This is a genomic window from Rhodoplanes sp. Z2-YC6860 (genome assembly GCF_001579845.1).
Lineage (GTDB): Bacteria > Pseudomonadota > Alphaproteobacteria > Rhizobiales > Xanthobacteraceae > Z2-YC6860.
This window is the reverse complement of the sequence record NZ_CP007440.1, coordinates 7,638,057-7,663,756: the sequence shown is the minus strand read 5'-3', so window position 1 is coordinate 7,663,756 and position 25,700 is coordinate 7,638,057. Positions and strand designations below refer to the sequence as shown.

Sequence of the window (25,700 nt, the reverse complement as noted above, 5' to 3'; positions counted from 1 at the left end):
CTGCAGCTGCCCAGCGATGTGGCGCATTCTGACGAGAAAAAAACCGATGATGACTCACCAGGGCTTATTCTAATAAATTCAACATGTCCGCTTCGCCCCGTTTGCGATCAACAGCGGGGATCTGTTCGATGCTGGGAGGTATAGAAGGGCAGCGCCATCTGGTCCGCCTTTGTGTGTCCGCGTTCCGACATGGCGGGAATGGCAATCGGTGATCCAATCCCTCACCGTTACGACATGTCCGATCTCCAGATAGCGACCGGATGCGTGACGAGTGAGCTTGCTGTGCTCCAGGTTCGGAAATGCCCTGTCGGGGACCGTCCGAGCCAGCCGCGAGCATCGCGCAAAAGCCACTAAACCGCCCTTTAACGCGTGCCGCCCGCTTGAAAGTTTTCAAGTGGAATGCGGGGACCAGCCGGATTCCGACTCGGAACCTGTTGCACCCCTGCTTATGCTAGCTGGCAGCTGAGTCGCGGCCGGTGGCAGATGACCATTGCAGGCTACACCCGTCAGGCGTTTGAGCAGAAGCTGCCATTGCTTCTGACGCCAACTACGCCTATCCGCAGCCCTGAGTTCTTGCTCGGGCGAGGGCGCATCCTCGAAGACATCCGGCGCGCCTTCGTGCAGCCTGGCCGGCACGTCTTCATCCATGGGGACCGAGGCGTCGGAAAGACCTCACTCGCGCAGACGGCCGCGCTTGAGCATCACACCGCCAAGAGCGCGCCGATATTGCTGGGCTGCGACAATTCCTCGACGTTCTACAGCATCATGCGGAGTCTATCGACGCGGCTGCGCTCCGGCGACCCGACCGCGACGCTGTTCACCAGGCAGGCGAAGGGGTCTGCCGGCTGGCAAGGCTTCGTGTCCGCCGAATTCCAGAAGACGATCCAGCACGGCGCCATCCCCGACTTCAAATCGGTCGATGACGCAATTTCCGTAGTCGGCTATCTCGCCGACCAGTACGCCGACCAGCCCGTCGTCGTCATCGACGAGTTCGAGCGCATCCACGATCCGGCCGAGCGCATGCTCTTCGCGGACTTCATCAAGCAGTGCGGCGACCAGTCGGTGCCGTTGCGCCTGCTGTTCTGCGGCATCGGTGCTTCGCTCAGTGACCTACTGGACGCGCACCACTCCTGCTACCGCTACCTCACCGCGGCCCCGCTCGAACGGCTGGCGCTTCAGCCGCGCCTCGACATCATCAGCAAGGCGACCCAGGCGTTCGGGCTGGACGTGGAGATGAACACGGCCTACCGCATCGCGCTCATCAGCGACGGCTTCCCGCATTACATCCACCTCATCACCGAAAAGCTCCTGTGGCAGGTGTTCGAGGACGCCGAGGCCGTGGTTACCACGATGCCCTGGCACTATTCGGAGGCCGTGAAGAAGGCTGTTATCGACATCGAGCCTCACCTGAAGGCGATCTACGAGAAGGCCTCGCTCAAGTACAAGGCTGACTATGAGAGCGTCTTGTGGGCCGTGGCCGACGACTCGCAGCTCAAGCGCCGCAGCACCGACATCTACAACAGCTACGTCCGCATCATGCGCAACCTGGGCGAGGAACCGCTGCCGCGCGAGACGTTCAATCAGCGCATGAACTCTCTGAAGAAGGTCTCGCATGCCGGCATTCTGAAGGCGACGCGCCAGGGATGGTACGAGTTCAACGAGGCCGTGGTGCGCGGCTACGTCCGGCTTCGCGCGGAGGCGCGCGGCGTTCAGCTCGGAAACGACCACCCGCTCGACGGCCGCAATCCGGGTACGCTAGGCCACATGCCCGAGACGAACATCATTCGATCGCGCCAATAGCCGACCCATTTAGGGAGCGCCAGACGCCGGCCAAGTTCCCATGCGTGATAGTGATACTGGCTTTCGGCTCAATTTGAAAAAGCTGCACAGCCTCCTGTCGAAGGCGGACGATTTCGCCTTCTTAAAAATGGTCTGGGCAATCGACGCGCTCCAGAGCGGTCGCGCCCACTACGCGCGCCAGCACATCACCTTTCCGGCCGAGGCCGCTAACGCGGTCCCCGGCGACAAATTTTCCATCCACCGCTGGGAGCTCGAAACCATCCTCATCCAGCTCTTCCTCGTGCCCAAGACGCCCAGGCGCGACGGCCGCAACCAAATTCTAAACTGCGCTGTATTTGGCGCGATGGCCGAAATCGTCAACCGGCTGCGGAATGTGGAGAACCTCGAATACGGCCTGCGGAGCGACCCGGCCGACGTGCTCAGCGAATTGCACCGCATTGCGCAGCGGACGTTTCATTGGCAGCGCGGCTATCTCAACCACAACCAGATCTTCCGCTACGGATTCATCTACGGCCAGGGTAAATGTGCCGAGCATTTCGAGTCCAAGCACGGCGTATCCGTGCAGGACATGATGTTCGCCGGCTTCGCGTGGTACGCGACTTTCCAAGCGAGCGTCCAAGTGCGGCGGCACACCTCGCTAGAAGAGTACGGCCTAACAAACGACATGGTGCAGAAGGCCTTGCCGCTCCTCGCCGCACCGCTCCCCGAAATCAAGCGCAAGACGGCGGAATTGATCGCGCAAAGCAACAAAAACCACGGCCGGCGGCTGCCGATTGCCTACCTGCCAAGCATGCTGCGTCAATACCCGCTGATAGCGACGCCCAAGGACGACGGATTCTTCGCGCCGATCCCGGAGCTAATCCTGCTGCGCGTCACCAGCGGGCTCTACTACGACTTGATCCAGGGCGGGCAGAAGCTGCTAAGGGAAGCGAACGAGCGCTTCGAGGAATACTGCTTCGAGCTCGTCAAGCGGACATTCCCCGAGTTCGGCGTCAGTCGGGCCTATCGCTATGGCACGGGGAGCAAGCCCATCGACACGCCCGACGTTCTGGTAAACCACGCAGGCCAAGTCGTCATCGTCGCAGAATGCAAGGCCACCAAGCTGAATTACCTCGCGCAGTTCGCGGACGACCCCTTCGCGTCGCAGAACCACCAGTATGAGCAGATGGCTGAAGGAGTGGTGCAGATTTGGCGCTTCTTCTCGCACGCGCGCCGCAAGCTCATCAGCGAGGACATCGCGCTCGAAGCGTATGGTATGATAATCACGCTCGACACGTTCCTCGCCTTCAAGGGCCCGCTTCAGAAGAAGGTGTTCGAGCTGGCGCAAGAGCTCGCCGCGGCTGATCCGGACCTCATCGAGGAAGACAAGCGGCACATCATGTTCGTCGCAATACAGCACCTCGAATCCATCTTCTCTCGCGCGACTCCGGGCACGCTACTCAACGCGCTGAAAGCGTCTCGCACCGAATACGCCGACTGGGACTTGCGTGAGATTTTTCGCGACACCACAAAAGGGCAGAAGCGTCCGCGCAACCAATATCCCTTCGACTTGGGCACCATCTTCCCGTGGTGGGCCAGGATCCCGGACCGGCTCACTTCAGGCGGCGAACGGGAAGACGACGATGACGGCTTCTAAGGCACGCTTCGCACCTTTTCTTCCCGTTCCCTGGGCCCCATGCTGTGTGATGTAATCATTCAGTCCACAGCTGTACGCAGTCGCCGGTCTGCGAAGCTAGCGCAGCAACCGCAGTCGTAGCAGCGAGGCCACCGCTGTTATGACGGCTTCGCCATAAATTTCTAATCGCTGCTCAACTCAGGGAATAGCGGCTTGAGCTTAGTGAAATCCTTCTTGTGATAAATCAGCGGCAGCGTCTCGACGCCCTTGGCGCGCGCGATAGCGAGCCGGTGGTTGCCGCCGACCAAGCAAACCTCGCTCCCGCTAGTCGGGGCTATCCAGACGGGCGAAAATTTCCTGCCCTCGCTCGCATGGACGATCACTTTCGCCGCTTTGAACTTGTCGCCGACCGACCACACCTCGTCAGGCGTGCGCAAATTGTATTTTTGCAAAACGGCATCAAGGCTGCTTAGCCTGGCCACGAACAGCCCGATCTCTTTGAGGTCTAGCTTTCCTGGCCCCAGTCCGTCCTGCGAGAAGTGGAACGAGCTCGGGTTGTCGTCCCATTGCATCACGAAGTCCGGCCACTTCTCGATGGGTTTGCCTTGGACCTTCCTAGCCAGTTTGCTAACGCGCACCCGCTCTGCAACTGCAGCCGCGGCTTGCTCGTACGTGGCGCCGTCAAGCATCTCAAGCGCGATTTCCGGCGTCATCGGTTGCGACGGCTTGTCGTCTTTCGGCTCGCCGCTCACGTGTAGACCTCCTACTATTCCTCGCCGAACATCGAGCGCAGCGCGGACAGCTTGCCGTTGATCAACCGCCCGATGACCGGCAAGCTAAACTCGCCGAAGCAGCTGGAAGGCAATTTGATCGACTGACCTGCGAAGCGCGACGCATTCGTGGATTTCTCGACAGCATTTTCTCCGGCGGACGCCAACCGCTACGGCGCCGATGGTCACGTGATGACCAATCTTGAGGTCGGTGGTTTTGCATCTTCGTGAGTCGCGGCCAAACGCCTGACGATGTTCCAGAATTTTTCTTGAATTGCGCACGCCGCTAGCTGCCACAAGCTTGGGGCATCACCAGGGAAGCACCCCAACCCTTCCAGCAGTTCCAATCGATCTCGTTAGCCCAAGGGCCCCCTGGTGATTGGTCCTTGCATTAGCTCAATCGGAATCACGGATTTTGAGCCAAACCGTCGAGGCAGCGGCTGCGGCAAGCGACAGGGCGATCCCAATCACGCAAGCGGGCCAACCAAACCGATCGTATAGCTGCCCAAGCACGGCGCTGCCGATCAGGCCACCGGAGAAGTAGCTGGCAAGGTAAATGCCACTCGCCGAGCCGCGGTCGACGGTTGCCGCACGTCCGACGAAGCCAGTCGCTGCCGCTTGGGCGAAGAACGTGCCGATCCCGATGAGCATCAATCCAACGAGTACAGCCTTGAGACTGGGAAGCAACAACAGCGGCAAGCCGAGACCCGCCAGCGCCAGTGCGGCCCCGCACGTCGCTCGCGTGCCGATGCGCTGAACCATCGCGCCCGCGAATGGTGTGGTTGCGACCGGCGGCAGGAATACGAAATAGACTAAGCCAAGCTCCATCCTGCTGAGCGACAGCGGCTCGCGGACAAGCACGAAGTTCACGTAAGTGAAGGTGCCGATGAAGGCGAACAGGATGCAGAAGCCGATGCCGAAGCTCGCGCGCAGCGCCGGATTGCGCAGGTGTGCGGCCCATGCGGCTAACGGCGAGGGCGCTGTTTGCGGGCGCTCGTCCATCGGCATGGTGGTGCGAATGGTAAAATAGACCAGCACGGCGCCGGCGAGATTGAGCGCGGCAAAGAAATAGAAATTGGCTGCGAGCCCGAGATGATCGGCCACTCCGGCGGAGACCAGTCGGCCGATGAGATTGCTCGCCACGTTTCCGGTGATGTAGGCCGCAAACGCGCCGCCTGCGGCCATGGCGCTGCATTCCTCACCGAGATAGGCCAACGTCAGCGTGAAGGCCGAGGCCATGCAGAGCCCCTGCGCAACACGTAGCACCGTGAAAGTCGCGAGATTTGGCGCAACAGCGAGCAGCGATGTCGGGATTGCGAGCACGCAGAGGCTGATCAGAATGCCAAGCCGGCGGTCGATCTTCTGGCTGAACAACGCCACGGTGAGCCCCGCGATCGCCATGCCCAGGGTGCTGGCGTTGACGGCAAACCCCATGGCGGCGGGCGACACCCGATAGGCGGCGGCAAGTGACGGCAGGATCGCCTGAGTCGCGAACAGGTCGACCACTGTGAGGAACGCTGTCAGCCCGATGATGACGGTTCGGCGCAGCACGTGGCCGGCCCCATCGTGCATCGGCATATGCGCAGTCAGGGTGTCGGTCATCGGCGGCATGGCGCTGCCCCTTGTGCTATTCGGCGGCTTCGAGCACGACGTTCGGCTCGTGCAGGATCACGCCATCCAGCGGATCGGTCTCGACCTCCCACGGCGCCTGGCTGAGAGCGTGCATGGTGTTTTCGTATCCCGCCTGCCAGCGCGTCCGGATGCTTGCCGGGCTGAAGTCGACGTCCTTGGTGTGGTTCTCGTTCTCGAGTTGCGGCGCGAGCAGCCGCACCACGTGCATGACGGTCGGGCAACCATAGGCCGTGAGAGCCTTCGCCTCGGCGGTGTTGCGCACATCGTCGGGCAAGAGGTTTGCAAGCTCGTTGATGATGTGGCGCATGTGATGCAGCTGCCGTTGCCGAGCGATGTGGCTCGCGACGCGGCTGGAATACTGGATGTCCTTGTGGCGGTTCAGCACCTCCCAGATGGTGCTGGGCTCCTGGCCCATCGGGTTCCAGAGATGCACAGCGAAAATCAGCGAATTCTTTCGCGGGTTGTCGTCGAAGATCGCTTCGGTTGGCGTGTTGGATAGGATGCCGCCGTCCCAATAGAGCTCGCCGCCGATGCGCACGGCTGGGAACGCCGGCGGCAGCGCGCCCGACGCCATGATGTGCTCGACGCCGATCTCGCCGTCGCGGCTGTCGAAGTAGCGCATCTCGCTGGTGCGCACGTGCGCCGCGCCGACCGTGATGCGCGGCTTGCACCGGTTGATCAGCTCGAAGTCGACGAGTTCAGTGAGCGTCTCCCTGAGCGGTGAGGTGGAGTAGAAGCCTGCGCTGTCAGCACCAAGTGGCACATGGGTGCCGAGGAACGCGCCGGCGTTAGGCTCGAAGAAGGCCGGAATGCCGCGCAGCAAAGTCTTCCAGTACGCGATGGTGTCCGAAACGCCGGTCCAAGCCGGCACCGCGAACGGCGGCCGATACGCCATACGAGTCCAGAATTCCTTGAGTTTATCGAGCCGCTCGGCTGGCGGGTTGCCACCGATCAGGCTCGCATTGATAGCGCCGATCGATGTGCCGATGATCCAGTCCGGTTCGATGCCGTGCTCGTGCAGCGCGTGATAGACGCCGGCCTGATAGGCACCGAGCGCGCCGCCGCCCTGCAGCACCAGCACGATCTGCCGTTCCTTCGGTTGCTCCCTGCGGCATGCGTCGGCGAGTGTCGTGACCTTGCTTTCCATGATCTCCTCCCTCTGGTTGTCGTGGTGAGAGGCCGCCCGGAGGTGGGCCGGGCGGCCTCTCAATGCGCGGTCCAGCCGCCATCGACCGGCAATGCCGCGCCGGTGATGGAGGCAGCCGCGTCGCTTGCCAGAAAAGCCGAAAGCGCGCCGAGCTCTTCGACGGTGGCAAAGCGCTTGTTGGGTTGCTGCGACAGAAGCACGTCGCGGATCACCTGCTCGCGCGGAATGCCGTGCGCCTTGGCTTGGCCCTCGATCTGCGCCTCGACCAGCGGCGTGTAGACATAGCCTGGGCAGATCGCGTTGCAGGTGATGTTGGCTTCGGCAGCTTCCAGCGCCGTGACCTTGGTGAGGCCGATCATGCCGTGCTTGGCCGCCACATAGGCGGCCTTGAACGGCGAGGCGACGAGGCCGTGCGCTGAGGCGATGTTGATGATGCGGCCGAAGTTGTTCTTGCGCATCGCCGGTAGAGCCAGGCGCGTGGTGTGAAAGGCCGATGAAAGATTGATGGCGAGGACCGCGTCCCACTTCTCGACCGGGAATTGCTCGAGCGGCGCGACATGCTGGATGCCGGCATTGTTGACCAGGATGTCGAGCCGGCCGAACGCGTCGAGTGCCATCGCGATCATCTCGGCAATGGGCGTGGGTTTCGACATATCGGCACCCGAATAGCGCACCCGGACGCCAAATTCGGAGCCGATCCTGGCCTGGGTCTCGGCGATGTCCTCGGGCTTGCCGAAACCGTTGAGCACGACGGCTGAGCCCGCCGCGGCGAGCGCGCGGGCGATGCCCAGCCCGATGCCGCTGGTCGAACCGCTGACGAGCGAGACGCGGCCCGCGAGCGGCCGGGTGGTTTGATCGAGCGGAAGCGGCGCTTGAATATTCATGGTCGACGTCCCTTGCGTAAGGCGTTGGCGCGAAAATGCCCGAGCCGCGAACGCGCGGAAAATGCCGATTGGCTACGTCGACGATAGCTCCGGGCTAACGAAGAGCCGGATAGACGTGCGCTATCGCGCACATCGCCAATCGGTATTTTTGCAAAGACGGGCGTTTGTGTTTGCTGGGGTGCATCACAGCTCAAAGCAGGAGACTTCGATGGTCATCCAAGATGTTCTGGAGAAAGGCCGCGATCTGGCCGAGCGAATTCCCTATAGCTTGATCGCGCTGGCGTCGCGCGTCGCGGTCGCCGACGTGTTCTGGCGTTCGGCCCGGACCAAGGTGAATGGCTTCTCGATCCGCGAGGAGACGTTCTATCTGTTCCGTGAAGAGTACAAGGTGCCGCTGCTGCCGCCGGATCTCGCGGCCTATCTCAGCACCTTCGGCGAACACGTCTTCTCGGTGCTGCTGGTCGTGGGCCTGGCGTCACGGATTTCGGCGCTCGGATTGTTCGGCATGACGCTCGTGATCCAACTCTTCGTCGTGCCGGGCGGCTGGCCCGAGCATATTCTGTGGTTGTCGCTGCTGACGCTGATCATCGCGCGCGGACCCGGTGCGGTCTCGATCGATCACCTGGTATCGAATAGATTTCCGCGCATGCAGGCTGCCGCGCCTCGAAACGCGCACGCTTGAGCTCAACGCCCACAAAGCCGCCGAGCGCGACTGCGCTTGGCGGCTTTCCTTTTTGTGCTGGCTGATGCACGCGCGCTATCGGATCGAGAGAACAACGGTAATTCAGTCGATCGTTCTATTGCAGCATTGTGATGCATCGCTCGGCGCAATCAAGCGCCGGCCATCGGAGGATGAATCCATGCTAAGCAGAGCAAAATTCCTGCGTCTTTCGGGTGTCGCGGCTGCGGCCCTTGCAGTGAACCCGGCGGCCGGCGCCGCCGCAAAATCAAAAGACGGTATTGTCAGCATAAAAAGCGGGTACGGCTTTGCCGAGACCATCGAGCGCTTGAAGCAGGACATCGACGCCAAAGGCATCAAGTTCTTCAGCGAAATCGACCAGACAAAGCTCGCAGGCGAAGCCGGCATCAAGCTCAATCCATCGACGCTGCTGGTGTTCGGCAATCCGCCGCTCGGCACGCAATTCATCACGTCGAATCCCAACGCCGGCCTCGACTGGCCGGTGCGCCTCTTGGTGACGGAGGATAATGCCGGTGCGGTGTGGATCGTCTACACCGACTTCGCCTGGATCGCCGCGCGGCACGGCATCGCCAATCGCACTGATCAATTCAAGATGGCTTCGATGGTGATCGCGTCGATCACGTCGAGCGTCAAAGCCTAGACGAAATAGCGCAGCGCTATCGCGATCAGAGCGAAGCGGCATTTCCTAACGGAACGCGCGCGTTCCATCATCGGATCACTGAATAGCTATTGCACCATTTTAATCGAACAGAGGAGATGAAGATGTTCAAGCTTGAAACCAAGAGCGGCCTGTTGCGTCTGGCTGCGGCCTCGGCTGCTTTTGCCGTCACCGTGGTGGCTGCCCAGGCTGGCGAGTGCCCGCCCGATCTGCGCAAGCCTAACGCGCGCCAGGCGGTCGACTTTAAGCCCGTCGGCGTCACCGACACCACGCTTGGCGCGATCGATCTCGGCAAGGAGATGGCCAAGATCAAGGACCGCGAGCTGCGCTTCCGCAAGATGGTGATCCAGCCTGGCGGCGTGGTGCCGTGGCACAGCCATGACGACCGTCCGGCCCTGATCTATGTCGCCGAGGGCCAGATCATTGAATATGCCAGCAACTGCGCGGGCCCGATCGTGCACAAAGCCGGCGATATTCGCCCCGAAACGCAGGGCACCTCGCATTGGTGGAAGAATCTCAGCGACGCGCCGGTGGTGCTGTTCATCGGCGATGTCCGGCACGATCCGAACGACCACCATATGTGACGGTTCGTCCCCCCAACGAGCCCCGTCGCATCGTGACGCTCCGTTTGCCCCGAAACGGGGCGTCACTCTTTTTCGGTGCTCGCCGGCATTTATAGACCGGTGCTATCGAAAACCGCCTGATTTGACTGGCAAGGCCGAAACAGGATCGCTTATGACTCGGCGATCCGGATAAGGACATCAAGCGATGACCACGCCAATCGTGGTGACGGACATGAGGCAAGCGTTCCAGCAGGCCCGCGATCTCGATGGGTCGATGGCCGAACGCCTCGACATTTTCGCCGACGCGGCTCGCAAGCTGCATCCGGAGGACGCGTCCACGGTTGATCGCCTGGTCTCGCGACTGCGGGAGCATCACGCCGGCGAGTCGGCGCCGCAAACCGGCGACGTCATGCCGCCGTTCACGCTGCCCGACGAAAGCGGTCATCTGGTCAGCCTCAAAGACCTGCTGGTGCACGGCCCTGCGGTGGTGACCTTCCACCGTGGCCACTGGTGCCCTTATTGCCGCATCAGCATCAATACGCTGGCCAGGGCGCAATCGCGGATCGAGGCGCTCGGCGCCCGCATGGTGGCGATCGTGCCGGACCGGCAGCCCTTCGCGGCCGAGATGAAGGCCGATTCCCACGTTCGCTTTCCGATCCTGACGGACATGGACAACGGCTATGCCATGTCACTCAATCTTGCGATCTGGGTCGGCACCGAGATGGAAGAGTTCATGATCCGGATCGGGCGGACGCTTCCGGCCTATCAGGGCAACGACAGCTGGATGCTGCCGATCCCCGCGACCTTCGTGGTCAGCCAAGACGGCCGCATCAAGAACAGGTTCGTCGACCCGGATTACCGCAAGCGCATGGCAATCGAGGATCTGATTGCGGCGCTGCAGTAGCGTCCGGCCTCGAAGCCGGTGCGTAGTGCGCCTCAGTCCGTCCTCTTTGGCCAGTTTGCGGCGCGCAGCATCTTCATGAAGGTCGCAGCGACTGGTGAGCGCTGCCGGCCGGCGACGCCGTAGAGCGACACCGCGCGGCCGAGTTCCAGGCCTTTTACCGAGGTGCGCACCAGGCTCTGGGGCGCATTGACGGTGCGTGGCAGAAAGCCGATGCCGATGTTGGCTTCGAGCAGCGCCAAAAGGTCCTGGTCCGACGACACCTCATGGCGATGGTCGGCGTTCAAGCCCTGCGCCCGCAGCATCGCGGCGAGGTCGGTGCACTTTTCGCAGTGGCTGCGCAGCAGGAAACGCTCGGGCTTGAGATCGTCGAGACTGATGGTTTCGTGGCTCGCCAGACGGTGCATCCGGCTCAACACCATGTCGAAGGATTCGTCGAACAGCTTCCAGTTGTCGAGCCGGTCCCAGGCCTCGCCGATCGACGTGCCGACCGCAAGCTCGGCCTCGCCGCCCTTGAGATATTCGACGATCTGCGGGCCGGTGCCGCGCAGGATCTTCAGCTCCAATTCGGTGAAGCTTTTGCGCAGTTCGCTGACCTGCGAAAGAATCAGGCCAAGCTCGATGCTGCTCGACACCGCTAGCTTCAGCGCGCCGACCTCACCGTCGTTGATCATCGCGGCCAGCGCCTTGGCGCTCTGCGCGCTGTCATAGCACTGCTTAAGCAGCGGATACATGCGCTCGCCGAGCGGCGTCAGCATCGCGCGTGGCCGCTCGCGCCGAAAAAGATCGCCGCCCAGCTCGCCTTCTAGAAGCTTGATGGCGCGCGTCAGCGACGGTTGCGCCACGTTGCACTCGTCGGCCGCACGCGTGAAGTTCAGCGTCCGGGCGACGGCCAGGAAGTACCGGACCTGATGCATCTCCATTCGAAGTCCCCCCGGACGAGCGATCAGCTCGCCTTCGACTGCAGCTCCGTCCGCGACCCCTGACGCTTATCCCTGGGCAGCGTGTCCAGTCCAGTGATCAGACGGCTCCCTCGCTCGAACGTGAGATAACTCCACGCCCAGTTCAGCGCGACGACGAACCGGTTGCGGAAGCCGATCAGGAAGTAGACGTGGGCGATGCTCCACAGCGCCCAGGCCAGAAAGCCAGTGACCTTGAGCTTGCCGAACTGCGCGACCGCACGCGAGCGGCCGATGGTGGCGAGAATGCCGTAGTCGCGATAGCGGAACGCCCGAACAGTGCGGCCGTCCTGCCGGGCGATCAGAGCGCGGGCGACGTATTGGCCCTGCTGCTTGGCGACCGGCGCAATACCCGGCAGTATCGTGCCGTTGGCATCGGTGACTGCGGCGGTGTCGCCGATCACGAACACCTCGGGATGGCCGGGCACCGACAGGTCGGCGCGGACCTTGACCCGGCCGGCGCGGTCGGTCTCGGCGCCGAGCCAACGGCCGGCCGGCGAGGCCATCACGCCGGCCGCCCAGATGATGGTGCGCGCAGGGATGAAGCTGTCGCCAAGGCGAACGCCGTCGTCGCTGCAATGGGTGACCGCTGCGCCGAGCTGCACTTCGACGCCCAGTTGTTCGAGCGAATGTCGCGCCGCATCCGACAATGTTTGATCGAAGGGCGCAAGCACGCGTGGAGCAGCTTCGACCAGGATGATACGCGCACAGCGCGGATCGATCGAGCGGAAGTCCGAGGCGAGCGCGCGCTTGGCAAGCTCGGCGATGGCGCCTGCGACCTCGACGCCGGTTGGACCACCGCCGATCACCACGAAGGTCAGAAGCCGCGCGCGCTCATCGGCATTATCCTCGGTCTCGGCGCGCTCGAATGCCAAGAGGATGCGGCGTCGCAAGGCGGTTGCGTCGTCAAGCGTCTTGAGACCTGGCGCGAACGCCGCCCAGTCGTCGTGGCCGAAATAGGCATGCCGCGCGCCAGTCCCAAGCACGAGATAGTCGTAAGGCACGCGCCGGCCGTCGGCGATCACCTCCTTGCGGCCGAGATCGACTCCGGTGACCTCTCCGAGCATGACCTTGAGATTGCGTTGACCGCTCAGGATGTGGCGGATCGGCGAAGCAATGTCGGCGGGCGAGAGGCCCGCGGTCGCCACCTGATAGAGCAGCGGCTGGAACAGGTGGTGGTTGTTCCGGTCGATCAGTGTGATCTCGAACGGCGCCTTGGCGAGATCCTTGGCGGCCGACAATCCGCCGAAGCCGGCGCCCACGATCACGACTTGTGATTTCCGGCTTTGGTGAATCCGGGTCTCATCCATAATCCGCTCCAGATCGTTTGGCGAAACCGATCCCTAGCCATTGCTACAGCCATGGTGTCGCGGAACAAGGTTCCATCACCTATGCGCTTCATACCCAGCGGCTATCGTCGGGCGAGGCGCCGAAGAAATCGCGTCATGTCAATGAGATGCGGGCCATCCGTGTCGCACTATCGAGCCCCGGGGTCCCTCACGATCTCTGCGGAAATCAGCGTGGCAAAGCCTTCGGCCAAGTCGAAATCCGAGCCGCCTTTCGCAATCGCTGTGTCGAGCGTGCAGCCATCGGCGAGCGCCGCCACGAAAGCATGCACGGCCACCGACAGCGGCCGGACTTCGACCTGCCCATATGGCCGTGCGATCAGCGCGCATTCCGGCCTCCAGGTGCGGAGCATATTGTCGTTCTCGGACCGGTTCGCCTCCCAGATGCTCACCACCGGAAAGCGCGATGCGAGCAGCACGACCGACGGATGCAGCGTAAGCCGTAGCTCCGGCAAGTCCTCCGGCGCGATGGCGGCAAACGCTTCGCGCGGCAGTGGCGTGGCGTCGGCCGCGTGATAGGCGCGCGTGCGTGCCGCTTCGAGCTCAGCCACGTCGGCGAGGTAATCAGATGCCGTGCTCCGGCCGATTTCGCGGAGAAACTGTGGGAAGCCATCGCCGTATTCGAACATCACCGGCGAGCGGGGCGGCTCCGTGGCCACGTAACGCCGTGCCACGGCGTGGAACGCATCGTCCCAGAGCAGCTTCCGCGTCACCGGATAGCGCGCCGCGAGCGCATTGATCAGACCAGAGATGACATTGTTGCGATAGACGCCGAAGCGGCTGGCATGCGCCGGGCCGGACGCCGAGCGGATCGTTGCCGGGATCGGCGCGTCGTCGAACAGGATCGCTTCGGCGAAGTCGCGCTGAAGCTGGGCGTGACCGCTCTCGATGGATAGCGCGATCATGGCGTTACGCAGCCTGCTTGAGGTCGGCGGCTTGCGCCAGCATCAGCGTCCGCGCCCGCTCGACGTCGGTGGTCAGCGTCTCGAACGGCGGCAAATTGTTGTCCCACTCGACCAAGGTAGGGGCGAGGCAGCCATGCGCTAGCGCCTGCCGGTAGAGATCCCAAACGATGTCCGCGACCAGCTGGCCGTGATTGTCGATCAGGAGTTCGGCTCCGGTGCTGTCGCGGTCTTCGGCGAAGCCCGCAAGATGGAATTGCCCGACATGCTGGATTGGGAAGTCGTCGATATAGGCCCCGGCGTCGAAGCCATGGTTGACCGCCGAGACATGCACGTTGTTGACATCGAGCAGAAGTCCGCAGCCGGTGCGCTGCGCGACGGTGCCGAGAAATTCGATCTCGCTCATCTGGGTCGCGCCGAAGGCGACATAAGTGGAGGGATTCTCCAGAAGCATCCGCATGCCGAGCGTGTCTTGCACCTCGTTCACATGGGCGCAGACATGGGCGAGCGAGATGTCGTTGTAAGGCAGCGGCAGAAGATCGTTCAGGAACACACCATCATGAGTCGACCAGGCAAGATGTTCGGAGAACAACGCCGGCTCATACGTCCTAACGAGTCGTTTCAGTCGCATCAGATGTGCGCGATCAAGCGGCGCTGTACCGCCGATCGAAAGTCCCACGCCATGGATCGACAGCGGATAGTCGGCACGAATGCGGCGCAGCAGATGATGCGGCGGACCACCGGCGCCCATGTAGTTCTCGGCGTGAATCTCGAAGAAATCGACGCGGCGGGCGCCTGCGAAAATGTCGTCCGCGTGCTCGGGCTTGAGCCCTGTGCCGGCAATGCAATGAGCCATAGCGTTCCTCCCGTGGCGGCCGTGGGGCGGAAGCCAGCGCGGCGCACCGCACCGGCTTCCGCGAGGCGGGTTACGACGGCCGCTTGATCGGCGTCAGCGAGCCTGCGCCTTGCGGCGTCTGCGTGGTGATGCAGCTGCCCTGGTCGACGAGCCTCCAGGCATTGCCCTGGTAGTCGACCTTCGAGGTCGCCGCGCAGGTGGTGCCGGCACCGGCCGCGCAATCGTTCTGGCCTTTCAATGCGACGCCGTAGCATTTCTCTTTGGCGCCGGCCTGCGCGGTGGAAACCACGGTCGTGGCAAGGGCGGACGTGAGCGCGGCTGCGATCGCGAGCGACAATGTGGTCTTGTGCGACATGAGAACTCTCCCGTTTGCGAAACGCTCATGATCGAGCGTTGAGACGAGAGTGCCGCCTTTGACGCATGAGATGAAATATCGTCGGCCAATCGTTGCGATAGCGGAGCGCTATGCCAGTTTACGCGCCGCGCAGCGCCTCGAGCGCCGCAATGATCGCCTCGGGCTCCATGCGCTCGCGAAATTCGACATTGACTTGCCGGGCCTTGATCAGCCCGTCGCGGCCCACGATGAATTTCGCCGCCATCGGCAGGAAATAGCCCTGGTTGTCTTGGTACTTTTCGAGCTCGACACCGGCGTCCTGATAGAGCTGCTGGACCTCTGCACCAACCCAGAAGATCAAGCCAAGCGCTAGCGAATAACCGAGGTCCATATCGCTCAGCACCGGAAATGGCAGATCGTTCTGCACAGCATAGCCGCTGGTGTATTGCGCTGTGTCCGGCATGATCGAGACGATCCGCGCGCCGAGCTTCGCGATTCGTTGTTGCGCGGTTGCCAGCGCTCGCAGTTCCATCTTGCAATAGGGGCACCAATGGCCGCGATTGATGCTGACGACCACCGGCCCCGATTGCAGCATCGATGCGAGCGAGACGAGACTGCCGGTCTCGTCGGGCAGGTCGAAGAGAGGCATCGGTTCGCCGACCTGCGGACCCACCTCGCCGCGACTGAGCTTCGCAAGCCGTTCGACCAGCCGGTCATAGGCGCGTGCGAAATCGGGCCGCTGTTTTGCTCTTTGCTGGCGGTAAGCGGACAGGCGGGCGTTGAGTGTATCAGCCTCTGTCTCGGGCTGCGGAGTATCGGAATTCAATTTGTTCAAGTTCGGCCCAGGGGCTGGCATTTGCGCTCATCGCTGGAGCGTCAGCCAGATAGATAACATCAACTGGGATAGCGGAAGGCTATCGAATCGATCTTTCGCCACGGCAATCGCATGTCAGAGGATCAACGCAATGGCGGTCCGCGCTGTCTCGTCCTTTACAGAGACGCCAGTTCCGCCATGCCGCTCGCAAATTCGACCTTAGGATGCCACTCAAGTTCTTGCTGCAGCCTCGAAGAATCAGCGGTGATGTGGCGAACGTCGCCAAGCCGGAATTGTCCGGTGACAACCGGTTGGGGGCCGTCGAGAGCCTCGGCCAGTGCGTAGGCCATTTCGCCCACGGTGCGCGGCGTGCCGGAGCCGACATTGAATGCGCGCACGCCAGCGCGGTGCTTTTCACAGGCTGTGACTGTTGCGGCCGCGACATCACGCACATGGACGAAATCGCGTCGCTGCCCGCCGTCTTCAAATACCCGCGGGGCTTCGCCACGACGAAGCGCAGAGGTGAAGATCGCAGCCACGCCGGCATAGGGCGTGTTGCGCGGCATACCGGGACCATAGACGTTGTGATAGCGCATGGCGGCAATCGAGCCGCCGGTCACGCGCGCCCAGTTGCTGCAGTAAAATTCCTGCGCCACTTTGCTGCTGGCATAGGCGTTGCGCGGATCAAGCGGCGCATTTTCGCTGACCAGAGCCGTTGCCAGCGGCCGGCCGCAGGTCGGGCAGGGCGGCTCAAACCGGCCAGCGGCGAGATCACGTTCCAATCGTGGGGCCGGCATCACCGAACCATGCTCCGGGCAGTGGCCGACGCCCTCGCCATAGACCACCATCGAACTCGCGAGCGTCAGGCGCGACACGCCAGCGCGCGCCATACCCGCGAGCAATTCGGCAGTGCCAGCGTCGTTCGACGACGCGTAGTCGGGGAGATCGCCAACGTCAACACCGAGCCCAACCTTGGCGGCAAGATGCAGCACCACCTCAACACCTGAGAGCGCGTTGTCGATTGCAGCTTTGTCCCGCACATCCCCTTTGACCAGCTCGACGCCCTCCGGCGGCTTCCAGTTCTGGGCCGCATGGACGTCAGGACGAAGGGAATCGAGCAGACGCACTTCGTGACCGCGCGCCAACAGTTCGCGCATCACGTGTTGGCCGATGAATCCGGCACCTCCGGTCAGCAAGGCTTTCATTTTGGGATCTCGTGCGCGGGCGACAGGGGCTTCTGTGCGCGGAGTGCCACGGCGAGTCGCAGGAACGTCGTCGTGATCTTCCAGGCGGCGTTCAGGCCCGCGACGAGATTGCCCGATACCTTCGACACGCCGCCTTGGCGGCAGCGATGGTCGACGGCGACCTCACGGATGCGCAAGCCTGCAGCGGCGGTCCTCATCTGCATCTCGAGATTCCAGCCGTAGGTCTGTTCCGCCATGCCGAGCGAGCGAAGCTGGTCAAGGCGCATGGCGCGGAATGGCGACATGTCGGTAAATGTCACGCCATACGTCAGACGCAGCAGAATTCCGGCGAGCCAGCCAGCGACGAGCTGCTGCGCAGTCATGCTGCCAGGCTCGCGCCTGCCGAGCACCCGCGAGCCTATGACGAAATCGGCTTCGCCTGCAGCAACGGGACCAACCACTTCGGGAAGGAAGGACGGGATGTCACTGCCGTCACCGTCGAGAAAGCAGACGATCTCGGTGCCAGGAGGCGCTGCCGCCACGCCCGCTGCGCATGCGCGACCATAACCTCGTATAGGTTCGCGGACCACGACCGCACCGGCGGACGCGGCCTTGCGCGCTGTATCGTCGGTTGAGCCGTTATCCACCACGATGACATGATCAATATTTTGCGCCAGCACCTCGCGGACTACGCCGGCGATCGGTTCGGCTTCGTTCAAACAAGGAATGACAACGGTTACGCGGTGATGGCTGACCGGGAATGGCATGATGCGGCCCATGCCTAACGTGCCAGTTCGGCCAAAGCGGATTGGCGCTCGCGCAGAAAGCGTCGCGTCGCGGGCGCGGGCGCACCAGGCGGCGCCACGAACGGCAGGCTTCCGCCGGACAACTCGGCTTCCAGCATTTGCAACGAAGCCGCGTCATCGACATCGTACCAGCCGGGCACGTTGACGACCGGCAGACCGATCTCGTGAGCACGATCGAGCGTGAGCCGATAAACTTCGCTCGTGCTCCATGGAATGTCCTCGAACAACCGTCGATGCGGCCTGGACAGGCCGATCAGGGTGTAGCCCCCATCAAAGGCTGGACTAAGCACAACATTGTCGCCCTGCCTGATCGAATCGACTGCGGCCCGCAGGATCGAGAGCGGCAGCGTCGGACTGTCGGAGTTGATCAGGATGGCTCCGCCATGTCCCGCATCAAGCAGGTCCGTGATTCCTTGCCAAAGGCGCTCGCCGAAGCCGCCATCGCATTGCGGAGTCACTCCGAAATTTCCGGGTATTAGCGCCCGCAGGGCTTGTTCCGAACCGAGCGGGGTGTACACCGCATGGCCTGTTGCATCGCCGTCTTTCGAAAGCTCCGCGATGGTGGCCGAAAGATCGCGAATGAAGCAGGTGGAAACAGCTGCGCACTCCTCCGGGCGTAGCGGCGGGGACAGCCGGGTCTTTGATTTTCCAGGCGCTGGTGTTTTGCAGACGATGGCGACAGCTACGGTGCTCAAAGTCGTCCCCTCTCTCTGAAATCGCGATCAGCAAGCGGCTTCCAGCGCACGAATAAGATCGAACAGCAGATCGTCAGGATCTTCGAGCCCGGCCGAAAGCCTGAGCAGGTCGCCGGGGCAGGGCGTACCCGGCCCTTCGATCGAAGCGCGATGTTCGATCAGGCTCTCAACGCCGCCAAGTGATGTTGCCCGCTTCCAAACTTTGACACCGGCCGCGACTCTGACGGCCGCGCCGCTGCCGCCCTTCATACGGATCGATAGCATGCCGCCGAAGCCGCCGTTCATCTGGCGTAGCGCCACTTCGTGCCCGGGATGGCTCTTGAGGCCAGGATAAAGCACCGAGCTCAATGCCGGGTGACTATCAATGCAACGGGCCAGCATGGCGGCTGTCTTCGCCTGTTCGCGAACGCGTAGGTCGAGGGTTCGGATGCCACGCATCAAGAGCCATGCCTCGAACGGGCCGAGCGTGTTGCCGAGCTGCGTGCGCAGCCGCTGGATGTTCGTCCAGAGTGAACTTGGCCCGGCCGCGGCGAGCGCTCCCGCTACTATGTCGGAATGTCCGTTCAGATATTTGGTCGCGGAGTGCACGACGATGTCTGCGCCAAGTGCGATCGGCTGCGTGAAGACCGGCGTTGAGACCGTGGAGTCGACGCAAAGCAAGGCGCCAGCAGAGTGCGCGATCTCGGACAGCGCCGCGATGTCGGTGACGGTCCACAGTGGATTGCTCGGTGTCTCGATGAAGAACAATCCGGTTTCGCCGGGGCGGATCGCCCTGGTCACCGCCTGCAAGTCCGAGGTGTCGACGAACGTGACGCTATGTCCGTATCGATTGATCTCCCGCAGCCACGCGCGAAAACCCCAGTACATGATCTCGGATGCAACAATATGGGTGGGACGGTCGAGCGCGAGGAACAACGTGGTCGCTGCCGCCATGCCCGAGCAGAACGTCATCGCTTCGTCGGCGCCTTCCAGCGCAGCGAGCAGAGCTTCGGCCTGTTGCACTGTGGCGTTGTCGGCGCGGCCGTAGACGTAGCCGCCGCTGTAGCCGTTGTCAGCATCGCGAAGATAAGTCGCGGACATGTGGATGGGAGGAACGAGCGCGTGGGTGGAGGGGTCCCCCGCGCCAAGCGCCTGACAGGCCCAAGTCCGGGCCTTCAATGGCCGCCGGGTTTGATCATCCATCCGGGAAAACCTCAGCTCTCAAAACACCCGGTGGGAGAATGGGTTCCCTGCGGATACACGTCCAAATGAAAGTTTCGTGTCTAAGTCGCGTTTCGATCACCGGCGCGTGATCGCGATTCGGATCTGCTCGTCGGGTGGCACCGGCATCGCCTGCTGGGCTTGGAAAGTCGGGGCGTCGTCGAAGTCTTTGCGCAGCATCTCCAGGGCGTCGACCTGTCGAGCCAGGATCGCAACGGTCTCGATCGGCACGGCGACGGGTCGCCGCCAGCGATCGATCAACCCGCCATTTTTGAGCCAGCCGAACCATGAATGATAAGGAACGATCAGTTGAATTTTGCCTTCCGGCGTTCGAACCACCTGCTCGATGTAACCGATCGTCGAGTCGTTCCAGTCGAGTATTGGCAGGCCGATCAGGAAGCCGACTCGCACCGGTTGCGGGAAACGGCGATTCATCGTCTCTTCGGGCGTGAGTTTCTTTTCGGTCGTGTCAGCCGGCGGACTGCTTACCTGCGGCGCCGCGGCAAGGATAACGGTTGGCGACACGATCTCACCATGCACGGGAGCTATCAAAACAATAGCCGCTGTCCCGAGCCCCGCAAGCATTCTTGCCGAAACGCTTGTCAGGCTTTGCATTACTAATCTCATGTGATCCTCGATCTTTTCAACACGCGGACGTGTGTTGCGTGTGAAAGTCAATTTCCGTCGTATCGCATTCAATAAACGTCGCGTATGGCGCGCGAGTGGATTTGCGAGATAGAGCGTTCACGATGAACGATGACACGGTCAAATCAACTGGACGTTATGCGCGCAAGCTGCATCCGCTGCCGCTGCGCATCATGCATTGGGTCAACGCACTCGCAATGATCATGCTGATCGGCAGCGGCTGGGGCATCTACAACGACGAAGTCCTGTTCGGCTGGCTCCACTTTCCCGAATGGAGCGTTATCGGGATCTATGCGCAGCATTCGCTGCAATGGCATTTCTTTGCCATGTGGATACTGATGACGAACGGCGTCTGCTATCTGGTCTACGGTTTCGCCACCGGGCGCTTCCACCGCAAACTGCTGCCGATCTGGCCGAGCCAGATCATCTCAGACATCCGCGATGCGCTGCGCTTCAAGCTCGCTCACGATGACATCACGCACTACAACGCCGTGCAGAAGCTGCTCTATGTCGGCATCATTGCCGTGATCATCGTCCAGGTGATTTCCGGTTGGGCAATCTGGAAGCCGATCCAGCTCTCGGCGCTGGTCGATCTGTTTTACGATTTCCAGACGGCGCGTCTCGTTCACTTCATCGGCATGGCGGCGATCGTCGGTTTCCTGGTGGTGCATGTGGCGCTCGCCCTGCTCGTGCCGAAGACCATCGCCGCCATGGTCAACGGCGGGCCGTCCGAGCCTGACACTCCCGATCATGCTGCGCCAACGCTGACGCCCGCCGAATAACGGAGACACGCCATGCCGTCCCGCTCGCCTTCACGCTCGGTCTTCCGGCCCAAAGACGGCGTCGCTGCCGACGTCCGCGAGCGGCTGCAGCCGATTGTCGAGGAAATCGACCGGCGAAAGCTTCTGCAAGGCTCGTTCAGCCTCGGCGCGCTGAGCCTGCTCGGCGGCTGCTCGGTCACGGATAAGGCGCCGGTCCAATCATTCATGTCCGTCGTCTCGGCATTCAACGACAAAATCCAGGAATTGATTTTCCGGCCCAACCATCTGGCGCCGACATTCCGCGAGGACCAGGTGGTGAAGCCGCCGCGCTTCAACGCCTATTACGACATCGAGGACGTCAAGCCGGTCGATGGCAAGACCTGGAAGCTCGAGATCGCGGGCCTCGTCGACAGCAAGGCGTCATGGAGTTCGGAGCAACTCCGCGCCTTGCCGGAGCAGGAGATCATCGTCCGACACGTCTGCGTCGAAGGCTGGGACTATATCGGTCAGTGGTCGGGCGTGAACCTTGGCCAGTTCCTGGAGCGCATCGGTGCGGACCGCAGGGCCAGATACGTCGCCTTCAAATGCGCCGATGACTACACCGAGTGCCTCGACATGGCGACAGCGCTGCATCCGCAGACCATCCTCGCGACCAAATACGCCAAAGAGCCGATCGCCGATCCGTTCGGCTTCCCGCTGAGACTGCGGACTTCGACCAAGCTCGGCTTTAAGAATGCCAAATGGATCACTGCGATCGAGGTAACCAACGATTTTCCTGGAACCTTCTATTCAAAGCAGGGCTTCAACTGGTTCGCCGGTATCTAACGGACCGAGCGTTCCAGCGGCGGAGGCGCGCTGCGCCGATAGATTCTCCAGCGGTCGGCCTGGCTGTCAACGAGGCGATAAAGGTTGCTCGCCGCGAATGGATCGCGCTGCCAAGCGCCGTCCTGCGGCGTCACGACGATGGTGTCACAATGGAATCGCGCTCCGAGTTGCGTCAGGTCGTCCGGTACGGGGTTGCCAGCGAAGACACGGACGAACTGCGCTTCGATCTCGGCGCGGCGCAATGCGGAGATCGGCGCAAACGGGATCGCAAGCTCACTTCCTGCGTAGCAGGAGCGGCGATCGGCGAGCAAAGCCCACGAGATGTTCACGGGCCACGGCGTCATGTCGTGGAGAAACCGAGGGTTATTGGCGATCCGCTCGCCCACAGGCGTATGCCGTCGCGCCGCCTCCCACAACTCGGGCGCCGCGGCCAAAATCTTTTCGGATGGCTTGCGCAGCCCGGACAGGTTTTCGCCGACGGTCTTGAGGGTTCCGGGCAGGCTCAAGAGGACGCCGAGCGCGGCCAGCACGCCCGCCGGCCGCGACCATGACGTGGGCCAGCGCGAGATCAGCGCTGCTGAGAAGCCGATCAGCACCATGACGGCCGGCAGCACCGCGCGCCAGCCGAGATCGTTGTTGTCGCCGATGACACTCGCGCCGAGCCATGCGGTGATGAGGCTTACGAAGGTCAGGAGCACCAGCGCGCCCAGAGACCATCGGCTGGCCTTGTCGAGCTTGCGGTCCGCGATCAGCACGCCAAGTCCGAGCAGGCCAGCCAGATAGAAGGCCGGGAACTCGACCGGCAGGTAGATCAACCAATAAGCCGGCGGATCGAGCAGGCGGCGCAGGCTTTCCGTCACTTCCGGCCCAAGCGCCGCTACTGGCGTCACAGCGATGAGCGCGGCGTCGCCCCGCATAGCGGCGCTGGCGGCCTGATCGTAGACGAACGGCGCTGCAAAAAGCGCGGCAAGGACTGCGGCCGCAGCAGCGCTCGCCGCAAACGGAATGCGGCGCTCGGGAGCGGTCGACGCGAGACATGACAGCCCGACGACCACGGCCATCAGCGGCAACACGATGCCGCCAAGCCAGACCGAGCTTTGAAAAGCGGCGGCACTAACGAGGCCGAGCACGATGGTGGCGGGCCAACTCCGCGGTTCGGCTAATCGCGGGATCAGCAAGGCGGCGATGACGCAGCACGTCGCAGAGGCGACGTGCTGCGGAGCCCAGGATGTCTGAAACAGCCATCCGCCGAAGCCGGATTCCTCTCCAATCAGTTTGGCGGCTGAGGGCCACAGCCACCCGAGCGTGATGCGAAGCGACGTGGTCGCGGCCAAGGCGACAACGGCAAGCGCTGCCCAAGGCCGCGCGCCGGCATGCATTGCGACACCGATCATGCAAAGCAAGGAGGCAAACGCCGTGAAACCCGTCAGCGCTGCATCGGCTTCCCATCCGGTCGCTCCGGTCATGATCGCCATGACGGCGGCGCTGAAATGCCAGAGGTAGTAGTAGGCCACGCGGTCCGGTGTACCGGTTTCTCCAAAAAATGGGTTCCGAGCCGGCACGCCTGAGCGGATCATCTCGTCGATCAACGCGATCTTTGAATGGTCGAAGATAGGTGATGCCAAGGTCACGCCTTCCGGCGTCGGTTTCGGGAGAATGCCGGTGAGCGGAACAAATGCGAGTAAGGCCGCGGCCGTCACTCCCGCCACAAGAGAGATCGGCAGCCGCATTGTTTGCCGCGAACTTTGCCGCCAAATTGCAACGACAGCGGCTGCACACATCACTGCGGAGACCAGCAGAACAAATGGGCGGCTCATGCCGACGATTTCAAACAGCGGCAGCGTCAGAACGCTCATCAAGGCCCAGCCCAGCGCCGGCGCCAGGAGCCAGCTATACGAGCGTTGGACCAATAGCCTCGCCGTGGGCAGACCAACCGCGGTCCACAACACGGTCATTGCCATAAGGCAGAGAAGAACTTTGCTGGGTAGGAGCATTCGACAAGTTTACACGAGCCGCCGGGGAATGATCGCGCGCCCAGCGAAGTGCGTTTGCAAACATCGCTGCCTTTGACGACGGCCCAAGTCAGCTATTGAACTCTAAAAGGCATCAAATGCCCATGCCGCTAAGCCAGTTTGCGCATGGGCGCCACCGCAGCCTTTCGATTCCCGTCCAACGCAGCTGCAATCTTGCCGGCAATAGACTCAGAGGCACGACGGAGCGGATCGTTGTCGAGATGCGCATACCGCGCGGTGGTTGCCGCCTGGGCGTGTCCCAACAAGCGGCCGATAACGGGCAGACCCAGACCGCCAGCGGCGCCGAAGCTCGCATATGTGTGTCGTAGGTCGTGAAGGCGTACCCCGCTCAGGCCCGCGCGCTTGGTGACCGCTTCCCAAGGCCGTTTGAGATCGTGGCGGGGCTTCTCTGGATCGTCGCCGGGGACCACGTAAGCGCTGACCCTTTGCATGCCGTTCAATACCGCAAGGGCGGGAGCATTGAGAATGATCGTCTTTCGACCGGTCTTGCTGTCAGGCAGGAACAGTACGCCACGGTCCGCATCGAAATAATCCCATTTGAGATTGAGAATTTCCCGTAGACGGCAGCCCGTGAACAGAAGCAGTCGAAGCGCCGCTGCGGCCGGCGGACTGATCTTGGTAAGGCGTCTTTCCTTCGGGACATGCTTCGCGTTGGGATTGGATTCATCGACCATCCATGGAATGCCGGTCGTTTCGGCCTCGCGGATAGCAGCACCCAGCCGCTCCAGTTCGTCACCGGTCAGAAACCGCTCCCGGCGATCTTCCTTGAATTTTTCAATTCCTCGCGCCGGATTGGTCCCTTCCGTGACGATGCCCGTGCGGCCAGCGTAGGCGTACATACTGCCCACAACTGCCAGCACACGATTGGCCTGAAAGGGCGTTGCAGAAAGGCTGGAATGCAGCTTGCCCGTTTGGAACCGAGTTAGCTTGTCAGCTTTGGTGGTGCCAACCGCGGGCTTCACGATACGGTCTAGGATGTCGCGGTAGAACTCGGCAGTGCCAGGTTTGCGCTTGGCGCGCACGTGGTCGGCCATGAAGCGATCGGCCAATTCCGACACTGTGGGCGTACCGCGTTCGGTAGTCTTTTGGCTGGCTGGATCTTGGCCGTGCGCCACCGAACCTAGTATCGTTTTAGCCCGCTCCCTGGCGTGTTCTGGTGTGATCTTGCCAACCGCCGCGATGGTGTAGCGACGAACCGGCGCGCCGCGGCCGGCGCCTGCCCTGTACACCACCACGTAAGACTTCGCGCCGCTCGGGCGGACCCGCACGCCGAATCCGGTCACGCTGTCGTCCCAAACGGTAAACTCGCGGCCGTTGCATTGGAGGGCCTCTATGCCGCGCTTGGTGATCCGTTGGTTCGTCATCGGTAGGTTCGCCGCTTGTCGGTTCGGGGCAACACCGGGGAAGCACCGCAACGGCACCTCCCGGAATTTCCGAGTAGCAGCGTAAGAGGAGAAAAGCCCGTAACAACGGGGTTTTTATCGCTCAAGGAAACTCTAGGAATGTCAGGGAATTACGGATAATGAGACTACGAATCTAGGGGTCAGGAGTTCGAATCTCTTCGGGCGCGCCACTAACTTGCTGATTTTCATCAGGAAGTTTTGTGTGGTTTTTGTCGACTGACATCGGCGTTGTGCAGGAAAGCACGAGAGTCGTGGACGCAGATGGCC

General features: G+C 62.3%; 26 protein-coding genes. 8 read left to right on the top strand and 18 right to left on the bottom strand.

Features of this window, described 5'->3' with window-relative positions; genetic code table 11:
- Positions 1-483: 483 nt before the first annotated feature.
- On the top strand, positions 484-1,800 hold the full coding sequence (locus RHPLAN_RS35625; RefSeq protein WP_198164632.1) for an AAA family ATPase: 1,317 nt from the start codon (positions 484-486) through the stop codon (positions 1,798-1,800).
- Between the two features lie 40 nt (positions 1,801-1,840).
- Positions 1,841-3,436, top strand: coding sequence for a hypothetical protein (locus RHPLAN_RS35620; protein ID WP_157100696.1), 1,596 nt, complete (start codon positions 1,841-1,843; stop codon positions 3,434-3,436).
- Between the two features lie 161 nt (positions 3,437-3,597).
- On the opposite strand, the gene RHPLAN_RS35615 is transcribed toward RHPLAN_RS35620, so the two are convergent.
- From RHPLAN_RS35615 to RHPLAN_RS35600, 5 genes are all read right to left on the bottom strand, one after another.
- Positions 3,598-4,167, bottom strand: a complete 570-nt coding sequence (locus RHPLAN_RS35615) for a hypothetical protein (RefSeq protein ID WP_068029001.1) — start codon at positions 4,165-4,167, stop codon at positions 3,598-3,600.
- Positions 4,168-4,181: 14 nt separating this feature from the next.
- Positions 4,182-4,352, bottom strand: coding sequence for a hypothetical protein (locus RHPLAN_RS40035; protein WP_157100695.1), 171 nt, complete (start codon positions 4,350-4,352; stop codon positions 4,182-4,184).
- A gap of 229 nt (positions 4,353-4,581) precedes the next feature.
- Entirely contained in the window at positions 4,582-5,796 is a 1,215-nt protein-coding gene (locus RHPLAN_RS35610; RefSeq protein WP_442971798.1) for an MFS transporter, read from the bottom strand.
- A gap of 16 nt (positions 5,797-5,812) precedes the next feature.
- The gene (locus RHPLAN_RS35605) at positions 5,813-6,964 is read right to left on the bottom strand and encodes a patatin-like phospholipase family protein (protein WP_068028996.1); all 1,152 of its coding nucleotides are present in this window, start codon (positions 6,962-6,964) and stop codon (positions 5,813-5,815) included.
- Positions 6,965-7,023: 59 nt separating this feature from the next.
- Positions 7,024-7,848 carry a 3-hydroxybutyrate dehydrogenase gene (locus RHPLAN_RS35600; RefSeq protein ID WP_068028993.1) on the bottom strand — a complete coding sequence of 275 codons (825 nt, stop codon included), beginning with the start codon at positions 7,846-7,848 and terminating at the stop codon, positions 7,024-7,026.
- Positions 7,849-8,056: 208 nt separating this feature from the next.
- Between RHPLAN_RS35600 and RHPLAN_RS35595 the strand changes: the two genes are divergently transcribed.
- The 4 genes from RHPLAN_RS35595 to RHPLAN_RS35580 all read left to right on the top strand — a co-directional run bounded on the left by RHPLAN_RS35595 (position 8,057) and on the right by RHPLAN_RS35580 (position 10,673).
- Positions 8,057-8,530, top strand: coding sequence for a DoxX family protein (locus tag RHPLAN_RS35595; protein WP_068028991.1), 474 nt, complete (start codon positions 8,057-8,059; stop codon positions 8,528-8,530).
- A 178-nt stretch (positions 8,531-8,708) separates the two neighbouring features.
- A complete protein-coding gene (locus tag RHPLAN_RS35590; protein ID WP_068032374.1) occupies positions 8,709-9,188 on the top strand; it encodes a DUF302 domain-containing protein in 480 nt (159 codons plus the stop codon).
- Positions 9,189-9,310: 122 nt separating this feature from the next.
- Positions 9,311-9,790 carry a cupin domain-containing protein gene (locus RHPLAN_RS35585; protein ID WP_157100694.1) on the top strand — a complete coding sequence of 160 codons (480 nt, stop codon included), beginning with the start codon at positions 9,311-9,313 and terminating at the stop codon, positions 9,788-9,790.
- 184 nt (positions 9,791-9,974) lie between these two features.
- Entirely contained in the window at positions 9,975-10,673 is a 699-nt protein-coding gene (locus tag RHPLAN_RS35580) for a peroxiredoxin-like family protein (RefSeq protein ID WP_068028984.1), read from the top strand.
- 32 nt (positions 10,674-10,705) lie between these two features.
- Here RHPLAN_RS35580 and RHPLAN_RS35575 read toward each other — a convergent pair whose 3' ends face one another.
- The 11 genes from RHPLAN_RS35575 to RHPLAN_RS35525 form a co-directional block, all read right to left on the bottom strand.
- Entirely contained in the window at positions 10,706-11,593 is an 888-nt protein-coding gene (locus RHPLAN_RS35575) for a LysR family transcriptional regulator (protein WP_068028980.1), read from the bottom strand.
- A gap of 23 nt (positions 11,594-11,616) precedes the next feature.
- Positions 11,617-12,939 carry an NAD(P)/FAD-dependent oxidoreductase gene (locus RHPLAN_RS35570; protein WP_068028977.1) on the bottom strand — a complete coding sequence of 441 codons (1,323 nt, stop codon included), beginning with the start codon at positions 12,937-12,939 and terminating at the stop codon, positions 11,617-11,619.
- 167 nt (positions 12,940-13,106) lie between these two features.
- On the bottom strand, positions 13,107-13,880 hold the full coding sequence (locus RHPLAN_RS35565; RefSeq protein ID WP_084246232.1) for an HvfC/BufC N-terminal domain-containing protein: 774 nt from the start codon (positions 13,878-13,880) through the stop codon (positions 13,107-13,109).
- A 4-nt stretch (positions 13,881-13,884) separates the two neighbouring features.
- Positions 13,885-14,733 carry an MNIO family bufferin maturase gene (bufB, locus tag RHPLAN_RS35560; RefSeq protein ID WP_068028974.1) on the bottom strand — a complete coding sequence of 283 codons (849 nt, stop codon included), beginning with the start codon at positions 14,731-14,733 and terminating at the stop codon, positions 13,885-13,887.
- A gap of 70 nt (positions 14,734-14,803) precedes the next feature.
- On the bottom strand, positions 14,804-15,088 hold the full coding sequence (bufA1, locus tag RHPLAN_RS35555) for a BufA1 family periplasmic bufferin-type metallophore (protein WP_068028972.1): 285 nt from the start codon (positions 15,086-15,088) through the stop codon (positions 14,804-14,806).
- A gap of 118 nt (positions 15,089-15,206) precedes the next feature.
- Positions 15,207-15,902, bottom strand: a complete 696-nt coding sequence (locus tag RHPLAN_RS35550; RefSeq protein WP_068028969.1) for a peroxiredoxin-like family protein — start codon at positions 15,900-15,902, stop codon at positions 15,207-15,209.
- A 155-nt stretch (positions 15,903-16,057) separates the two neighbouring features.
- Positions 16,058-17,086 (bottom strand): NAD-dependent epimerase/dehydratase family protein, encoded by a 1,029-nt coding sequence (locus RHPLAN_RS35545; protein WP_068028966.1) that lies wholly within the window; start codon positions 17,084-17,086, stop codon positions 16,058-16,060.
- A complete protein-coding gene (locus RHPLAN_RS35540; protein WP_237179984.1) occupies positions 17,083-17,844 on the bottom strand; it encodes a glycosyltransferase family 2 protein in 762 nt (253 codons plus the stop codon). Before RHPLAN_RS35540 ends, RHPLAN_RS35545 begins: the two co-directional genes overlap by 4 nt.
- Positions 17,845-17,846: 2 nt before the next feature.
- The gene (locus RHPLAN_RS35535; RefSeq protein ID WP_084246228.1) at positions 17,847-18,566 is read right to left on the bottom strand and encodes a TIGR04282 family arsenosugar biosynthesis glycosyltransferase; all 720 of its coding nucleotides are present in this window, start codon (positions 18,564-18,566) and stop codon (positions 17,847-17,849) included.
- 27 nt (positions 18,567-18,593) lie between these two features.
- The gene (locus RHPLAN_RS35530) at positions 18,594-19,748 is read right to left on the bottom strand and encodes a trans-sulfuration enzyme family protein (protein WP_068028961.1); all 1,155 of its coding nucleotides are present in this window, start codon (positions 19,746-19,748) and stop codon (positions 18,594-18,596) included.
- Between the two features lie 96 nt (positions 19,749-19,844).
- Positions 19,845-20,381, bottom strand: coding sequence for a hypothetical protein (locus tag RHPLAN_RS35525; protein ID WP_157100693.1), 537 nt, complete (start codon positions 20,379-20,381; stop codon positions 19,845-19,847).
- A 134-nt stretch (positions 20,382-20,515) separates the two neighbouring features.
- Here RHPLAN_RS35525 and RHPLAN_RS35520 point away from each other — a divergent pair, with 134 nt between their 5' ends.
- A complete protein-coding gene (locus tag RHPLAN_RS35520) occupies positions 20,516-21,193 on the top strand; it encodes a cytochrome b/b6 domain-containing protein (protein WP_068028954.1) in 678 nt (225 codons plus the stop codon).
- A 12-nt stretch (positions 21,194-21,205) separates the two neighbouring features.
- Positions 21,206-21,997, top strand: coding sequence for a molybdopterin-dependent oxidoreductase (locus tag RHPLAN_RS35515; protein WP_068028949.1), 792 nt, complete (start codon positions 21,206-21,208; stop codon positions 21,995-21,997).
- On the opposite strand, the gene RHPLAN_RS35510 is transcribed toward RHPLAN_RS35515, so the two are convergent.
- Positions 21,994-23,622: a hypothetical protein gene (locus tag RHPLAN_RS35510; RefSeq protein ID WP_157100692.1), complete on the bottom strand. Its 1,629-nt coding sequence runs from the start codon at positions 23,620-23,622 to the stop codon at positions 21,994-21,996. The two genes, RHPLAN_RS35515 and RHPLAN_RS35510, sit on opposite strands and share 4 nt — an antisense overlap.
- A 497-nt stretch (positions 23,623-24,119) precedes the next feature.
- Positions 24,120-25,394, bottom strand: coding sequence for a site-specific integrase (locus RHPLAN_RS35505; protein ID WP_068028944.1), 1,275 nt, complete (start codon positions 25,392-25,394; stop codon positions 24,120-24,122).
- Between the last annotated feature and the right edge of the window lie 306 nt (positions 25,395-25,700).

What these genes read in the sequence shown, in the direction of transcription:
- RHPLAN_RS35580 (WP_068028984.1), top strand. Translation starts at nt 9,975, where the DNA reads ATGACCACGCCAATCGTGGTGACGGACATGAGGCAAGCGTTCCAGCAG.
- RHPLAN_RS35605 (WP_068028996.1), bottom strand. Translation starts at nt 6,964, where the DNA reads ATGGAAAGCAAGGTCACGACACTCGCCGACGCATGCCGCAGGGAGCAA.
- RHPLAN_RS35595 (WP_068028991.1), top strand. Translation starts at nt 8,057, where the DNA reads ATGGTCATCCAAGATGTTCTGGAGAAAGGCCGCGATCTGGCCGAGCGA.
- bufA1 (WP_068028972.1), bottom strand. Translation starts at nt 15,088, where the DNA reads ATGTCGCACAAGACCACATTGTCGCTCGCGATCGCAGCCGCGCTCACG.
- RHPLAN_RS35525 (WP_157100693.1), bottom strand. Translation starts at nt 20,381, where the DNA reads ATGCAAAGCCTGACAAGCGTTTCGGCAAGAATGCTTGCGGGGCTCGGG.
- RHPLAN_RS35600 (WP_068028993.1), bottom strand. Translation starts at nt 7,848, where the DNA reads ATGAATATTCAAGCGCCGCTTCCGCTCGATCAAACCACCCGGCCGCTC.
- RHPLAN_RS35530 (WP_068028961.1), bottom strand. Translation starts at nt 19,748, where the DNA reads ATGGATGATCAAACCCGGCGGCCATTGAAGGCCCGGACTTGGGCCTGT.
- RHPLAN_RS35610 (WP_442971798.1), bottom strand. Translation starts at nt 5,796, where the DNA reads ATGCCGCCGATGACCGACACCCTGACTGCGCATATGCCGATGCACGAT.
- RHPLAN_RS35545 (WP_068028966.1), bottom strand. Translation starts at nt 17,086, where the DNA reads ATGAAAGCCTTGCTGACCGGAGGTGCCGGATTCATCGGCCAACACGTG.
- RHPLAN_RS35540 (WP_237179984.1), bottom strand. Translation starts at nt 17,844, where the DNA reads ATGGGCCGCATCATGCCATTCCCGGTCAGCCATCACCGCGTAACCGTT.
- RHPLAN_RS35570 (WP_068028977.1), bottom strand. Translation starts at nt 12,939, where the DNA reads ATGGATGAGACCCGGATTCACCAAAGCCGGAAATCACAAGTCGTGATC.
- RHPLAN_RS35620 (WP_157100696.1), top strand. Translation starts at nt 1,841, where the DNA reads ATGCGTGATAGTGATACTGGCTTTCGGCTCAATTTGAAAAAGCTGCAC.
- RHPLAN_RS35515 (WP_068028949.1), top strand. Translation starts at nt 21,206, where the DNA reads ATGCCGTCCCGCTCGCCTTCACGCTCGGTCTTCCGGCCCAAAGACGGC.
- bufB (WP_068028974.1), bottom strand. Translation starts at nt 14,733, where the DNA reads ATGGCTCATTGCATTGCCGGCACAGGGCTCAAGCCCGAGCACGCGGAC.
- RHPLAN_RS35625 (WP_198164632.1), top strand. Translation starts at nt 484, where the DNA reads ATGACCATTGCAGGCTACACCCGTCAGGCGTTTGAGCAGAAGCTGCCA.
- RHPLAN_RS35590 (WP_068032374.1), top strand. Translation starts at nt 8,709, where the DNA reads ATGCTAAGCAGAGCAAAATTCCTGCGTCTTTCGGGTGTCGCGGCTGCG.
- RHPLAN_RS35505 (WP_068028944.1), bottom strand. Translation starts at nt 25,394, where the DNA reads ATGACGAACCAACGGATCACCAAGCGCGGCATAGAGGCCCTCCAATGC.
- RHPLAN_RS35565 (WP_084246232.1), bottom strand. Translation starts at nt 13,880, where the DNA reads ATGATCGCGCTATCCATCGAGAGCGGTCACGCCCAGCTTCAGCGCGAC.
- RHPLAN_RS35575 (WP_068028980.1), bottom strand. Translation starts at nt 11,593, where the DNA reads ATGGAGATGCATCAGGTCCGGTACTTCCTGGCCGTCGCCCGGACGCTG.
- RHPLAN_RS35520 (WP_068028954.1), top strand. Translation starts at nt 20,516, where the DNA reads ATGAACGATGACACGGTCAAATCAACTGGACGTTATGCGCGCAAGCTG.
- RHPLAN_RS35585 (WP_157100694.1), top strand. Translation starts at nt 9,311, where the DNA reads ATGTTCAAGCTTGAAACCAAGAGCGGCCTGTTGCGTCTGGCTGCGGCC.